At 58.8% G+C, this 14,025-nt stretch carries 11 protein-coding genes and 1 riboswitch; of the genes, 6 read left to right on the top strand and 5 right to left on the bottom strand.

The features are described 5' to 3' along the window. Positions 1-19: 19 nt before the first annotated feature. Positions 20-233, bottom strand: a riboswitch (cobalamin riboswitch). Between the two features lie 41 nt (positions 234-274). Together R6X40_RS04925 and R6X40_RS04920 are read right to left on the bottom strand one after the other, a co-directional pair. Then, positions 275-1,096 (bottom strand): SDR family oxidoreductase, encoded by an 822-nt coding sequence (locus R6X40_RS04925; protein ID WP_318411520.1) that lies wholly within the window; start codon positions 1,094-1,096, stop codon positions 275-277. An 88-nt stretch (positions 1,097-1,184) separates the two neighbouring features. Further along, the gene (locus tag R6X40_RS04920; protein WP_318411518.1) at positions 1,185-2,378 is read right to left on the bottom strand and encodes a phytanoyl-CoA dioxygenase family protein; all 1,194 of its coding nucleotides are present in this window, start codon (positions 2,376-2,378) and stop codon (positions 1,185-1,187) included. A 104-nt stretch (positions 2,379-2,482) separates the two neighbouring features. Here R6X40_RS04920 and R6X40_RS04915 point away from each other — a divergent pair, with 104 nt between their 5' ends. Further along, entirely contained in the window at positions 2,483-3,511 is a 1,029-nt protein-coding gene (locus R6X40_RS04915; RefSeq protein WP_318411517.1) for a LacI family DNA-binding transcriptional regulator, read from the top strand. Here R6X40_RS04915 and R6X40_RS04910 read toward each other — a convergent pair whose 3' ends face one another. From R6X40_RS04910 to R6X40_RS04900, 3 genes are all read right to left on the bottom strand, one after another. Next, positions 3,512-5,014: a diguanylate cyclase domain-containing protein gene (locus R6X40_RS04910; protein WP_318411515.1), complete on the bottom strand. Its 1,503-nt coding sequence runs from the start codon at positions 5,012-5,014 to the stop codon at positions 3,512-3,514. Between the two features lie 88 nt (positions 5,015-5,102). Beyond that, positions 5,103-5,960 carry a TolB family protein gene (locus tag R6X40_RS04905; RefSeq protein WP_318411514.1) on the bottom strand — a complete coding sequence of 286 codons (858 nt, stop codon included), beginning with the start codon at positions 5,958-5,960 and terminating at the stop codon, positions 5,103-5,105. Between the two features lie 13 nt (positions 5,961-5,973). Next, a complete protein-coding gene (locus tag R6X40_RS04900) occupies positions 5,974-7,653 on the bottom strand; it encodes an NAD+ synthase (RefSeq protein WP_318411512.1) in 1,680 nt (559 codons plus the stop codon). Between the two features lie 271 nt (positions 7,654-7,924). Here R6X40_RS04900 and R6X40_RS04895 point away from each other — a divergent pair, with 271 nt between their 5' ends. The 5 genes from R6X40_RS04895 to R6X40_RS04875 all read left to right on the top strand — a co-directional run bounded on the left by R6X40_RS04895 (position 7,925) and on the right by R6X40_RS04875 (position 14,015). Next, entirely contained in the window at positions 7,925-9,871 is a 1,947-nt protein-coding gene (locus tag R6X40_RS04895) for an LTA synthase family protein (RefSeq protein ID WP_318411511.1), read from the top strand. Positions 9,872-9,958: 87 nt separating this feature from the next. Further along, positions 9,959-10,510 (top strand): DUF1003 domain-containing protein, encoded by a 552-nt coding sequence (locus tag R6X40_RS04890; protein WP_318411510.1) that lies wholly within the window; start codon positions 9,959-9,961, stop codon positions 10,508-10,510. Positions 10,511-10,719: 209 nt separating this feature from the next. Further along, complete coding sequence (locus tag R6X40_RS04885; RefSeq protein WP_318411508.1) at positions 10,720-11,142, top strand: TadE/TadG family type IV pilus assembly protein; 423 nt, start codon at positions 10,720-10,722, stop codon at positions 11,140-11,142. A 1-nt stretch (position 11,143) separates the two neighbouring features. Continuing rightward, the gene (locus tag R6X40_RS04880) at positions 11,144-12,877 is read left to right on the top strand and encodes a pilus assembly protein TadG-related protein (RefSeq protein ID WP_318411506.1); all 1,734 of its coding nucleotides are present in this window, start codon (positions 11,144-11,146) and stop codon (positions 12,875-12,877) included. Positions 12,878-13,094: 217 nt separating this feature from the next. Next, positions 13,095-14,015: a hypothetical protein gene (locus R6X40_RS04875; RefSeq protein WP_318411504.1), complete on the top strand. Its 921-nt coding sequence runs from the start codon at positions 13,095-13,097 to the stop codon at positions 14,013-14,015. Positions 14,016-14,025 lie beyond the last annotated feature (10 nt).

Genomic DNA, 14,025 nt, shown 5'->3' with positions numbered 1-14,025 from the left:
CCTCCCGCCGTCCGCGCGGGGTTGGTCTATCTCGTCAGGCCGGTCTTCTGACTGCGGATCATCCGGCTTTGCCGCCTTCCCAGATCGGTTTAAGATCCAGTGGCAGAATTCTGAAATAATTCAGAGATTCACAAACACAAAGCCGTCCCCGTTACAGCGCTGGGCACGTCCCGGATTTTCACCGGATTCCCGATTCTCCCGCCTGCGCGGGCACCTGAACGGACCGATATGGCCATAGCGGGCCGCCGATTGCAAGGCGGCCCGCCTGTTGTCCTCACATGGCAGCGACCGGATGCGGAGAACCGTCATAGGCACCCCAGATCGACTGATCGAAGCAGATCACCGAGCCGGTCATCAGTCCGGACTCACCAGACGACAGATAGGCGCAGGCACGTGCCACTTCGGCCGGATCGACCAGACGGCCAAACGGCTGGCTGGCGGCAGCCTTTTCCAGCCAGTCGCTTGCCGCACCATGAAATTCGCGCTGGATGCGATCTTCGCCTTCCGACGCCATCCAACCGATGTTCAAACCGTTGACGCGAATGCGGTTGCGCAGGACGGCATAGGCCGTGTTCTTGGTGAGCGTTTCCAGGGCGCCTTTGGAAGCGCAATAGGCCGCAATGAAGGGCTGCCCCGCCTTGGCCGACATCGACCCGATATTGACGATGGTTCCCTCGATCTTCTCCCGGCGCATCACGTTGATCGCCTCCTGCATCAGGAAGAACGGCGCCCGCACATTGACCGCAAACATCCGGTCAAACAGTTCAGGACTGGTATCGAGGATTGTGCCGCGATCGGTAATCGCCGCCGCATTCACCAGCGCATCCACCCGGCCGAATGCGCTGTCGCAGGCGGAAACCACCTTGCGCGCATCCTCGACTTGTTCAAGATCGGCCTGCACGTAGACGACCTTGGTACCCGTCGCCTTGCCGATCTCGGCGGCCTTGGCCTCGCCCTTGGCGGCGTTGCGGCCACAGATGACGATGCCTGCCGCACCGCGCTCGGCAAACAGCGTGGCGATCGTTGCGCCCAGCCCTTGGGTGCCGCCGGTGACGATCGCGATCTTGCCGTCCAGACGGCCATAGTCATTGCTCATTGCATTTCCTCCGGTTTCAATGTCGCTGATGTCAAAAAACTCCCGCCCGGAATTCGGGCAGGAGTTCGAATTGGGTGATTGTAACGCGTTAGCTGAGTTTCTTCTCCGACTGTGCCGCAAGAGCTGCGGTAAACGCGGCCTCCTCCCAACCACCAGACAGTGCCTCGTGCATCAACTGCGCCTGCGTCTTCGGAGCAAGCCCGCCGACGGGTGGGTCCCTGTCGAGATTGGTCGGGAACGAATAGCCCTCGGCACAGGATGCGATCGCGCAGCCCGCTTCCGCATGGGACAACCGGCCATCCGCAAGCATTGCCTTCAACGCCGGATAGAGCACGGCACTCATGCGCTGCCGATTGACGGTCTCCATTGCCCGGCCAAAAGCCGAGGAAACCTGCAAAAGGTTGGCTACGCGCTTGATACCCTCGGAGCGATTGGTTCCGGCTGCGTGAAAGAGTGCCGGGTTAAAGAACACCAGATCCCCCTTCGACAGGGGCAATTGAATATGATGGCGATCAAAATAATCGCGAAATTCCTGGCGTTTCAGCGCCAGATAGCCCGGAACATAGGTCTGGCTGTAGGGCAGGAACAGGGTCGGTCCGCTTTCTAGCGGCATGTCGCAATGGGCAACCGCCCCTTGCAACGTCAGGACCGGTGACAACCGGTGGACATGCGCTGGAAACTGCTCGATCGCGGACGACGTCTGAAAGCCGAGATGGTAGTCCCGGTGCGCCGATTGTGCCGCTCCGCCCGGATTGACCCGATTGACCTGCGCGGTCATCTGGTAGCTCGGCCCGAGCCAGGCTTCGCTGACCAGCGCGATCAGCGCGTTGCCATAATAGGCAGCAAAATTCTCAGGGTCGCGCAGGCAGTGCTTTTCCAGCGAATTCCAGATGCGGTCGTTGGCGCCAGCCTTGGCAAAATGGTCGCCGCCGCCGGTATTGGTCCGGTGCTGTTCGTTGATGATATCGTCGAAAATCCCGCTCGCCGTGTCGATGACGGCCGTATCCTCAAATGCCCGCTTCAGCACGACGACGCCCGGTCCTGTCGCGAAGGCATCGCAGATTTCGGCAAGCACCGCCCGGCGCCCTTCGCTGCTTTCGGCAGCCGTCAGCACGCTGGCGCTATCATAGATCAAAACGTTCTTCTCGATGGCCGCCGCATGAGGATAGTCCGCAAGCACTGTCGTGCGCTCCACCTCAGCGCGAAACTCCTCAAGATCGCAGGCGGCCTCAGTGAGCCAGACCCGGTCCGCGCGCTGCTTTAGACTATTGTCGGTTTTCATCCCATGTCCTCCTGCCGGATGTCCTTCGATGACCGCACTATACGCCGAGGAAAAAGCTGATATAGAGCAGAAACCCATCAAAAAACCATCAGAATGGAGCCGCGATGGCGCACGAGTTTCTGGTCAAGGACATCGCATTTCAGGCCGGGTTGAGCATCGCCACGGTCGATCGTGTCCTCAACGAACGACCGGGGGTGCGCAAACAAACCGAAAAGCGCGTCCGCGCCGCGATCGGCGAGTTGGAAAAGCAACAGGCGGGCGTCGAGATTCAAGGCAGGAAATTCGGCATCGACATCATCATGGAAGCGCCCGACCGCTTTACCCACACGGTACGCGATGCCTTCGAAAGCGAAAGCCTGACATTTCTGCCGACAGTCTTCCGGTCCCGCTTCCATTTCGCCGAATCCATGCGGCCGCAGGAGATCGTGCAACGGCTCGACCGGGTGCGCCTTCGCGGCACCGATGGCGTTGTCCTGAAGGCGCCTGATGTCCCGGAGATCAGCGCCGCCGTCACACGCCTCGAACAATCCGGCATTGCCGTTGTGACGCTGGTCACCGACCTGCCGAACGCACCGCGCACCGCCTATGCCGGCGCGGACAACAGGGCCGCCGGTGAAACCGCAGCCTACCTGATCGGTGAGCGTTTTGCCGGCCAGCCGGCGACGGTGCTGGCAACATTGTCGAGCAGCCGGTTCCGAGGGGAGGAAGAGCGCGAAATAGGCTTTCGCCGCACATTGCGCGACCGGTATCCGTCTATCGGCATCGTTGAAATCAGCGAAGGCCTTGGCCGCGATGATGCAACGGGTGTTCTGGCTGCGGCCGCCCTTGCAAACAATCCGGACATCAACGCCGTCTATTCAATTGGTGGGGGAAACCGGGCGGTGCTGGCCGCTTTTTCTACAGCCGGACGCGCCTGTGCCATCTTCGTCGCACATGATCTCGACGCCGGAAACCTGGAGTTCCTGCGCAATGGGCAGATCCATTTCATCCTGCATCATGACCTAAAGGCCGACGTCCGGACCGCCTTTCGGGCCATTATGGGCCGAAGAAGCGCTCTGACCGGCCACGGTGTTGCACGCCTGTCGGTGGTAGAGGTCATCACGCCCTACAATATCCCACCATCCGATCACTGATCAGGCAGCCTGCACGGTATGTGGGAACTGCTTCGAGAGGACCAGATCATCCGCCGTCTGGACGCGGTTGCGGCCGCGATTCTTGGCCAGATACAGCGCCTGATCGGCGAGCGGTACGATTTCACGGGCGATCTTCCCATGGTCCGGTGCAAAAGCCACACCGATGCTACTGCCGACCCGCAGCAACTGCCCCTCGAACGGCACTGGAACCTGCGCCTCGACGATCAGTGCATCGGCAAGTGCCATCACGTCGGTGCGCGAAACGGTGTGGTTTACAATGATGATGAACTCATCACCACCGAGCCGCGCAACCACGCCACGATCGGCAACACGGTCGGAAAAGCGAGTAGCAAGCGCTTTCAGCACCGCATCGCCGGCCGGATGACCATAAGTATCGTTGACGGCCTTGAACCTGTCGAGATCGAGGCAAAGCAGCGAGAAAGGCCGCTCGTTGACCTTTGCAAGTGATGCATTCAGGACATCGTCAAAACCGCTGCGGTTCAAAAGGCCGGTCAGTCGGTCGTGCTTGGCCAGGTGACGATTTTCCGCCTCGCTGGTCTGGAGCGCGGAAAACACCGCGCCGAACCGGGCTGCGATGAAGGCCATGATCAAGGCGCCGAGCATCGCAATGACGATCACGCTCGGCAGCGTCTCCGAGCGGACAAAGCTGCCAGGAGTGCGCGGCGTCCAAGCCGAAACCATGCAGCCCGGCTGAGAGCAATCGCCGACCGCGACCTGAATGGAGCCCTTTGGCACCTCGCGCAACGGGGCAAATCCAAGGTTTGAAATACCGAGCCTGTCTTCCATGTCGCGGATCATGCGTTCGCTGAAAGGCTTGACGGTGATCATGAATACCGGCTTACGGCGGCCAGCCGGAATGTCCATTGTCTTTGGAACGACGGCCTGCACCACGACGATGCTCATCTTGCCATCGATCATCCGCAGGTCAGCGGCGTGGATGTTCGGCAACGGCGCTGCCAAGGAATCGGCGTCCTTCTCCGTCGATAGAAGCGCCCAGTCGCCCCCCTTGGCGACGAGGGCCACCTCATACAGATCGTTCGCCTTCTCAATGAGATCCTCGACCCATTTCAGGGTGCGCCCACCTATGTCAGCGTCGACCTTGCGGCCATTCTCCACAGCCAGCAACGTCCGGTCGGAAGCCTCGGCGAAGATCATCCAGGAAAAGCCGAAATCCTGCCAGAGCCAGTCGGTCAGCTCTTGCTTGACAAAAGCATCGGTGAAGGTGCGGTCCGCAAGCTGTGCGAAGCTCTTGTCCCAATAGGACAATCCTGCCTGGTACTGCACGACCGCATCGACCTGATGCCGCATCTCGCTTTCGACCAGTTTTCGCTCGGCGGTCAGGCCGAACCGGTCTGCCTCCGTGACGGAGCGGTTGAGCACAAAGGCAAGACTGGCGACGATCAGGAATGCGACCAGCGTGCAAGCAGCATGGATACCCAGCACCGCCCTGCTCGAATTTCGCTTTTTCGCCCCTGATGCCATGCCGCCTCACCGGTCCTTTTCACCAAACCTGCCCCCAGGTTTCATGCGTGATTGAGACGGAGCTTATCAAGGAAAGCGGAAGTTTCATTTAAACAAGCTGGTTGGAAATCCGTAAATTGCCAGGGACCGGTTGATAGCGCACGAAGGCAAATTCCTGGCCATCGGGAGACCAGTTGGGAACGTTGATCGTGCCCTGCCCGCCGAACAGCTCGAACAGGGTGCGGGCATTGCTGCCATCCGGATCCATCAACCGCAATCGGACATCGAGATCACGCGGATGATCGAAGATGTCGCCGTCATAGGAGATCACCAGCAGGTGTTTGCCGTCGGGCGATGGATGCGGAAACCAGTCGCCGTACGCGCTGTCGGTAATGCGCGTGACATCCGAACCATCGGGCCGGATACGCCAGATCTGCATCCGGCCTGTGCGGCTGGAGTTGAAATAGATCCATTCACCATCCGGGCTGTAGTCGGGGCCGTCATTGCGCCCCTCGCCGAAGGTCAGCCGGGTCTCTTCGCCGCCTTCGACCGGGATGGTATAGATATCGAAGACCTGATCGCGAATGCCGCAATAGGCAAGTGTCTTTCCATCCGGCGACCAGCCATGCCAGTAGGACGGACGGTTCTGCGTCACCTGACTCGGCAGCCCACCTGTAGCGGGTAATGTGTAGATCGTCGATGCGCCATGCTCGGTCTTGTCGCTGATGACGATGGTTTTGCCATCCGGTGAAATGCCGTGGTCGTTGTTGCAGGTCCGCGCAAAGCCGGTATCGATCAGCGCCGGTTTGCCCTCTGAAAGCGGCAAGCGATAGAGAAAGCCGTCGCCATTGATGACGAGCGACTGGCCGTCCGGCGACCAGTTCGGTGCCTCGACCAGCTGCTTCGTCTGCCAGACGACCCGGGTTTCTCCAGTTGCGATCGTGTAGATTTCGACGGAGCTGCGCATGATGTCTCCAGAACTAGCGGTCGCGGAACCGGTTGGTGATCGGATAGCGCCGGTCGCGGCCAAAGTTCTTCTTGGTGATCTTTACGCCCGGCGCCGACTGGCGGCGCTTGTATTCGGCGATATAGAGCAGATGCTCGATCCGGTGCACCGTCGCCTCGTCATGGCCACGCGCCACAATCTCCTCGGTGCCCATTTCCTTTTCGACCAGGCATTCGAGGATATCATCAAGCACCGGATAGGGCGGTAGCGAATCCTGGTCCGTCTGGTTCGGGCGCAACTCGGCAGACGGTGCCTTGTCGATGATATTCTTCGGGATCACCTCACCGGACGGTCCAAGCGCACCCGGCGGCACCGTGGTATTGCGCCAGCGCGACAGGCCATAGACCTGCATCTTGTAAAGGTCCTTGATCGGATTGAAGCCGCCGTTCATGTCACCGTAGAGCGTCGCGTAACCAACCGACATTTCCGACTTGTTGCCGGTGGTGACCACCATCGAACCGAACTTGTTCGACAGCGCCATCAGGATCGTGCCGCGCGTGCGGCTCTGCAGGTTTTCCTCGGTGATGCCGGATTCCGTCCCCTCGAACATGTCCGAGAGGGCGCTGAGGAACCCCTGCACCGGTTCCTCGATCGGCACGACATCGTAGCGGCAACCGAGCGCCTTGGCGCAGTCTTCGGCATCCTTGAACGAATCCTCTGACGTGTAGCGATAGGGCAGCATCACGGTGCGGACCCGCTCTTCGCCCAGCGCATCGACAGCGAGTGCTGCGCAAATCGCCGAATCGATGCCGCCGGAAAGGCCAAGCACGACATTTTTGAAGCCGTTCTTGTTGACGTAATCACGAAAGCCCAGCATGCAGGCCCGGTAGTCCGCTTCCTCATTCTCCGGCAGGCGCGACATCATTCCGCGCTGGCAGACCCAGCCACTGTCCTCTCTCCTCCACTCCGAGATCGACACGGCCTCCTCGAACTGGCTCATCTGGAAAGCCAGCTGCTTGTCCGTATTGACGGCAAAGCTGGCGCCATCAAACACCAGCTCGTCCTGGCCGCCGAGCTGGTTGGCATAGAGCAGTGGCAAACCGGTCTCGATCACCTGTTTGATGGCGACCTGATGACGAATGTCCATCTTGGCCCGATAGTAGGGCGATCCGTTCGGCACCAGCAGGATCTCGGCGCCGCTTTCGGCGAGCGTCTCGCAGACACCCAGTTCACCCCAGATATCCTCGCAGATCGGTATGCCGAGCCGTACGCCACGAAAGTTGACCGGTCCGGGCATGGGGCCTTGGTCGAATACCCGTTTCTCGTCAAACTCGCCGTAGTTCGGCAGGTCCACTTTATCGCGCACAGCGATGATCTGCCCGCCATCGATGACGGCGACGGCGTTGTAGCGTCCTGTCTCATCCTGGCGGGGGAAGCCGACGATGATGCCCGGCCCGCCATCGGCGGTGTCAGCTGCCAGTGCATCGACGGCCTTTTGGCACGCCTTGAGGAAGGCGGGTTTCACCACCAGATCCTCCGGCGGATAGCCGGAAATGAACAATTCGGTCAGCAGCAGCAGATCGGCGCCGTTGCGGGCCGCATCGGCGCGGGCTTCGCGTGCCTTGGCAAGATTGCCGCCGATATCGCCAACTGTGGGATTGAGCTGGGCTACAGCGATACGGAACGTCGTGGAAATGGTTTTTTGCGCGGTCATGAACAGGCCTGTACTTGATCTTGCTATCGGGGATGTGAGGCATCCGAGGAGCTGTTTATCGCATTCCGCACCAAAATACCCCGTGCTTGCGATCAAGCCAGAAAAAAATCCGCTCTACCCCTGAGATAGCTTTTCCCCTGCCGCTCACAACCCCGCCGTTCAGGCCATGTCCGATCGGCAACAAGCGCCGAAAAAGTCAGTGGAGAACACCACTTGAATTATTCATCCTCCGTTCAAGATGACGTCTGTATGACATTAGAACGACAGTTTTATGAAATTGGAGACGGCCTTGGCCAGTTTTGAATCGGCAGCAATCGCTGCCACCGCTTCTAGGGCCTATGGCCCGCAAATCGGTTTCGGCGCTCGCCATGCCAAGACGCTTTCGATTGCAAGACATCTCTCGCTGTCGTTGCTTCTGTCTATCGCATTGATTTTTTGCGTTGAATGGATTGCGCGCAATTCTGCAACGGAAGCAGCGCTGTTCTTCCTCGACCCGGCCCGCCCGGCATGGACGACCGCCGGCGTATTCTTTCTGCTCTTCCTGGCGTTCGACGCAATCTTCGCACGCGAAAATTTTGGCGTCATCCTGCTCGCGCCGCTGGCGCTCGTCCCGGCGCTCGTCAGCCGGCAGAAGCAGATTTTCCTGTCCGATCCGCTTTACCCGACAGATTTCCTGTTCGGCCGCCAGATCATGGAGCTGATGCCGGTTCTGGTCCGCGACCGTCCGTGGACGGCTGTCGGCATTGTCGTTGGCCTGATAGTCGCGATTGTTGCCCTTGCCTGGTTTGTCCGTTTCGCATGGCGCCGTTTTCCTGCGCTCGCCCGGCGTCAGCGTTTGGCGCGGTTCGTTGTCGCCCTGCCGTTGCTTGGCGCTTTCTACCATGTGATGGACTACAACACGTTCTCTTGGGTGCGCGACCGCCTGCAGGTCATCCCGATCATGTGGGACCAGACCGAAAACTACCGTCACAACGGTTTCACCATGGCATTTGCGCTCAACCTGCCTATGGCGAACGTCACAGCGCCTGCGGGCTACATGTCTGATGCGATCGACAAGATTCCGACCAAGCCGGTGCCGGCTGGCACGTCCCATCGTGGCAAGCCCGACGTCATCGTTCTGATGAGCGAATCCTTCTGGGATCCGACCCGCCTGCCCAACGTCAAGCTGTCGCCTGACCCGATGCCGACAATCCGCGAAATGCAGTCCGGCAACGTCTTCTCGCCTGAGTTCGGCGGTATGACCGCCAATGTCGAGTTCGAGGCCCTGACCGGCTTTTCGAATGCCTTCCTGCCCTATGGCAGCATTCCGTACCAGCAGTATATCCGCAACCCGATCCCATCGCTGGCCACCTTCTTCCGTGGCGAAGGCTATGTGTCGCGCGCCGTGCATCCGTTCCAAAAGTGGTTCTGGAACCGCAGCGCCGTCTACAAGGCGTTCGGCTTCGAGCAGTTCAAGTCGGAAGAGAACATGCCGGTCATGCAGAAGCGCGGTATCTTCGCCTCGGACGAATCGCTGACCAAGGAAATCATCCGCCAGGCTGACCAGCTGCGTGACCCGTTCTTCTTCTTCACGGTCACCTTGCAGGGACATGGGCCCTATGAGGCCAACCGCTATGCCAAGAACACCATCAAGGTCGAAGGCAATCTCCCCGCTGCCGACAAGCAGGTTCTTGAAACCTATGCACAGGGCATCAAGGAGGCCGACGACAGCTTGAAGATGCTGATGGACTGGGCCAAGGAGCGTGACCGCGAAACCATCATCGTGCTGTTCGGCGATCATCTGCCGCCGCTCAACACGGTCTATCCGAGCACCGGCTTCATGAACGATGTCACCGCATCGCGCAAAGGTTCGCTCGAACAGATGAAGGCGCAGCACGAAACGCCGCTGGTCGTCTGGTCGAACAAGACCGGTCCGGTGAAGGATATCGGCACGATCAGCCCGGCCTTCCTGTCCTACCAGATCCTCAAGCAGGGCGGCTTCGAGCACCCCTACTACACGGAGTTCCTCGGTAATATCTTCAACAAATACCGCATTATCGACCGCTACATGCTCGTTGATGCGGCCGGCAAGGAAACAGCCTCCTGGGGCCGCCAGAAGACGATCGCGCCGCTGATCCGCGACTATCGTTTCCTGCAGCATGACATGATGTTCGGCCAGCGCTTCGGAACCGACCGATTCTTCCAGTCGCACGCCGATCTGTTCGCGAACGCGATGTAAAAAGAAGCGGGGATGCCGGAGTTCGGCATTTCCGCAAATCACCGGCGTGGGCTAGAACAGGGCAACGTTTTCTGACGGAGCCAGCCCATGTCGCACCTTGACGAAATCTCCCATATCCTTTTCGGCAAACCCAGCAGCGAACTCGGCGCTGTCGAGCGCCGAGTCCTTCATCGCGCCAAAGAGCGCAAGATCGTCTCTGAGGACACCAACGCCGCCTTCGTTGCGGGACAGGGCGTCGGCGACCGGATGGCCGATAGCATTGCCCGTATCGGCGGCTCCTGGGGTTTCATCATCGCGTTCCTGGTCTTCCTTGTCGTATGGGCAATTGCCAATACGGTCCTGTTGACGCGCGACGCCTTCGACCCCTACCCCTTCATCTTCCTCAACCTTCTTCTGTCGATGATTGCCGCCATCCAGGCGCCGATCATCATGATGTCCCAAAACCGCCAGGCGACGAAAGACCGTTTCGACGCTTCGAAGGACTACGAGGTCAACCTGAAGTCAGAGGTGGAGCTGATCTCACTGCACAACAAGATCGACACGGTGCTGCTGCGCGAAATCGCTGAACTTCGTGCCGATGTCGGACGGTTGCAGGGACAACTCGCGCAATACACGGATGCCGGTAGCTCGCAATCCTGAATTTAGCTGTACCATTCCGGTGCGGTCGGCATAACCTTGAACGCAACCGACCAAGAATGACACAACTTAAAATAGGAAAAATGCGACATTTAGGAGTGAAAGCCTAAAAGACGATTTATTAGCGTAGAGGAAAATTAAGAAATGAAGCACACGATATAGGTGTAACAGGACCAATATATCGGCCAGATAAAAACCTGGGAGTGTGTTAGATGTCTCTCATATCGCGGATGCGCGGCGATACCGACGGTGCGGCCGCATTGGAATTTGCGATTATTGCACCCCTGTTCTTCCTGACGATTTTCACCATGATCGGCTATGGCATCTATCTCAGTGCCACACACGCAATCCAGCAGATCGCCGCCGATGCCGCGCGAACTGCCGTGGCCGGACTGTCCGAGACCGAACGAAAAAGTCTTGCCCAGTCATTCATCCAGACATCGACCCTGAATTACGCCTTCATCAACAGGGCAAAACTCACCGTCGACGTCGCGGATGACGTCAAGAACCTCAATCAATTCACCGTCACCATCGTCTACGATTCGAGCGAGTTGCCGATCTGGAAGCTGTTTTCCTTCGCACTACCCGACGAAGAAATCAAACGTTACGCAACCATCAGGCTGGGAGGTATTTGATATGATCCGCGAAGCGCTGAAACGCCGTAATATTCTAAAAAACACCTCCGGCAATATTGGCCTCTCCGCAGCCCTTGTTCTGCCTCTCGTCGTCCTGTCGGTCGGGCTGGGTGTCGACTACGGCTATCTCACACTGCAGAAGCAGGAGTTGCAAGGAGTCGCCGACCTGACCGCCATCGTCGCTGCCGCCGACCTCGCCAATGTCGAAAATGCGGCGCGCGATCATTTCAAGACAAATGGCCTTTCTATGGCAATCGCAACCAAGGATGGATTGATCAACCCTGACGGAAAGGTCATTCCGAAAGATATCGTCGCGATCAAGAACGGCATCGTCACCATCGTCAAGGGACGTTATGTCCCCGACCCGGCCCTCGCAACCGGTCAGCGTTTTATCCCCAATGCTACACCGGCGGACGCAGCCCAGGTCTCGATCGAGAAGGAGGGCGAACTTCATCTCGCGGCCATGTTCAGCGCACCGCCGACGATGAGCGCGGTCGGTATCGCAGCCAGCACCAAGCTGGCATCCTTCTCCGTAGGCTCACGGCTCGCAAGCCTCAATGGCGGGATTCTTAATCAGCTGCTGGGCCAGATGCTTGGTACGACGATCTCCCTGAAGGTGATGGACTATCAGGCGCTGGTGGATGCGGATATCAACGTCCAACCCTTTCTCAAGAGCGTTTCCACGCGCCTCAGCCTGACAGCAGCGAGCTATGAGGATGTGCTGAAGGCCAACCTGACCATGCCGCAGCTGCTTGCCTCCATGCAGGCAGTTCAAGGGATTTCCGCCACGGCGAATTCCGCTCTCAAGGCACTCGAAACGGCCACCAAACTTAACAAGAAGACCTTCACCTTGTCGCAGATCCTCAACATCGATCCTAAAAAGGGATTAAAAGTCGATGCAGGGTCAAACTGGGCAATGAAAATCAGTGCACTCGATATCGTCTCGGCAGCGGCGGCACTGGCCAATGGCACCAACCAGATATCGCTCGCTGCTGTGGCAGGCCTGCCCGGCATTGCCTCGGCCAGCGTCAAGCTCGCCATCGGTGAACCACCTGTTACAACACCGGCACACCGTTTGGGTGCTCCGGGTTCGGCAGTACGCACGGCGCAAACGCGGCTTGCCATCGAGGTCAATATCGATGGACTGGCGCTGCTTGCCGGCCTGCGGATCAAGCTGCCAATCTATGTCGAAGTTGCCTACGCCGAAGCCAAGCTCGCCGATATTCGCTGCTATGGTGGGTCGAACACCAATGCCAGCGTCATGATCGATGCAGTTCCGGGGGTCGCAGAGATTGCGATCGGCACGGTGAACCCTGCTGTTCTCTCAGATTTCAGCGATGACGCAAGGGTCGAAAAGGCAAGGATCCTCGACTCGCTTCTGGTCAGAATCGATGGCATTGCCCATGTCGAAGCCAAAAACCTGCAGCCGCAGAGGCTGACATTCAGCCCGTCCGAGGTCGCTGCAAATTCTATCAAAACTGTCTCGACCAAGGACATCCTGACTTCGGCAACGCAGACGCTGCTCAATAACTTGGATGTCGATATTCAGGTTCTGTTCCTGACACTCGGCAGCCCCAAGCTCGTTCAGGCAGCACTCGCCCAGACGCTGGGAGCGGTTACACCGGCGATCGACACCCTGATCTACAATCTGCTTCTGGCGGTCGGCGTCCGGGTCGGTGAAGCCGATATTCGCGTCACCGGTGTCAACTGCCTGCAGCCAGTCCTGGTTCAATAAATCTCACAACCAGCGGTCCCCTCACCGGACCGGACGGCACCCTTGCCGCCCGGTCTTTTTTTTCGAATAGATCGCAGGCCAGAACCGTCCTTTTATTTGCACCCTTTGGTGAAACAATTGATGGACTTATACCGTTTTGCAACAGACATGCCTTAACAATAGATCCTCAGCCGATTCCCGGCTCGATATCATACCCGTTTGGACTCTCGCCAAAAACATGACCGGCACACAGTCATCAGCGATAGACGTAACCGAAGCCGGCCTCTCGTCCGAGGTCGATCTGTTTGCGGCAAACCCTGCCCTGTTCCCTGTCCTGCAGCAGGGAGCCCGGCATATGATCGAGCTTTACGATCATTTTCCCCGGATCGCCCGCCTGGTCGCCGCCCAGCAGAAATGGCTGCTCACCCAAGCCGCCTACGCACTGCATCTGCAACGCGACCCCACTGATCCGCTCTCCGGCATAACTGCCGCAAGATTTCTCGACGTCATAGCCCAAGCCAACCTTGCAAGCCGCAACACCGCCACAGCATTTCTGGCCGAATTGCGTGCCTACAAGCTCGTCCGCGACGTCACGGGATCACCGAGCAAACGCAGCCGCCCGATGGAGCCGACAGAGACCAGCCACGAGGCGATGACCTTGTGGTTCCGTGGCCAGATGCGCAGCCTCGACCTCATCGACAAAGGGGACCGGGTTGCACGGCTGCAGGCGAATGCGGATATCTTTTTTCATGCCCAGCCGCTTGCTGCCAAATGGCTGATCGCAGAACAGGCATGGCGCGAACCGCCCGTCAGCATCTCCTGCTTCGTCTGGACCGAATATGGCGGGTTGATCCTGGATGATTTCATCTCACGGATTGCCAATGTCGAACCGGTGGATGGCCGTCACTGGGTAGAGGACCTGCGCTTTTCCGAACTCTCAAGCCACTACTCCCTCTCGCGCACCCATGTCCGCCGTCTTTTCGCCCGCGCCGAAGCGCAGGGCTCATTGGGCTGGCAGGATCGCAACGGCAGCAGGAACAGGATCTGGGCCACGGCGTCATTCGTTGAAGACTACAAGCGCTGGCAGTCCATCAAGTTTTGCGCGCTTGAGCGGGCCTACAACGCGGCAGTACAGTTGATCGGCACAAGCGCCTTTTGAGAAAAACAGG

The sequence above is a fragment of the Rhizobium sp. PL01 genome (genome assembly GCF_033447125.1).
GTDB lineage: Bacteria > Pseudomonadota > Alphaproteobacteria > Rhizobiales > Rhizobiaceae > Pararhizobium.
Note: the sequence above shows the minus strand (reverse complement) of the source record. Positions and strands in the feature narration are given on the sequence as shown.

What these genes read in the sequence shown, in the direction of transcription:
- R6X40_RS04925 (WP_318411520.1), bottom strand. Translation starts at nt 1,096, where the DNA reads ATGAGCAATGACTATGGCCGTCTGGACGGCAAGATCGCGATCGTCACC.
- R6X40_RS04920 (WP_318411518.1), bottom strand. Translation starts at nt 2,378, where the DNA reads ATGAAAACCGACAATAGTCTAAAGCAGCGCGCGGACCGGGTCTGGCTC.
- R6X40_RS04915 (WP_318411517.1), top strand. Translation starts at nt 2,483, where the DNA reads ATGGCGCACGAGTTTCTGGTCAAGGACATCGCATTTCAGGCCGGGTTG.
- R6X40_RS04910 (WP_318411515.1), bottom strand. Translation starts at nt 5,014, where the DNA reads ATGGCATCAGGGGCGAAAAAGCGAAATTCGAGCAGGGCGGTGCTGGGT.
- R6X40_RS04905 (WP_318411514.1), bottom strand. Translation starts at nt 5,960, where the DNA reads ATGCGCAGCTCCGTCGAAATCTACACGATCGCAACTGGAGAAACCCGG.
- R6X40_RS04900 (WP_318411512.1), bottom strand. Translation starts at nt 7,653, where the DNA reads ATGACCGCGCAAAAAACCATTTCCACGACGTTCCGTATCGCTGTAGCC.
- R6X40_RS04895 (WP_318411511.1), top strand. Translation starts at nt 7,925, where the DNA reads ATGAAATTGGAGACGGCCTTGGCCAGTTTTGAATCGGCAGCAATCGCT.
- R6X40_RS04890 (WP_318411510.1), top strand. Translation starts at nt 9,959, where the DNA reads ATGTCGCACCTTGACGAAATCTCCCATATCCTTTTCGGCAAACCCAGC.
- R6X40_RS04885 (WP_318411508.1), top strand. Translation starts at nt 10,720, where the DNA reads ATGTCTCTCATATCGCGGATGCGCGGCGATACCGACGGTGCGGCCGCA.
- R6X40_RS04880 (WP_318411506.1), top strand. Translation starts at nt 11,144, where the DNA reads ATGATCCGCGAAGCGCTGAAACGCCGTAATATTCTAAAAAACACCTCC.
- R6X40_RS04875 (WP_318411504.1), top strand. Translation starts at nt 13,095, where the DNA reads ATGACCGGCACACAGTCATCAGCGATAGACGTAACCGAAGCCGGCCTC.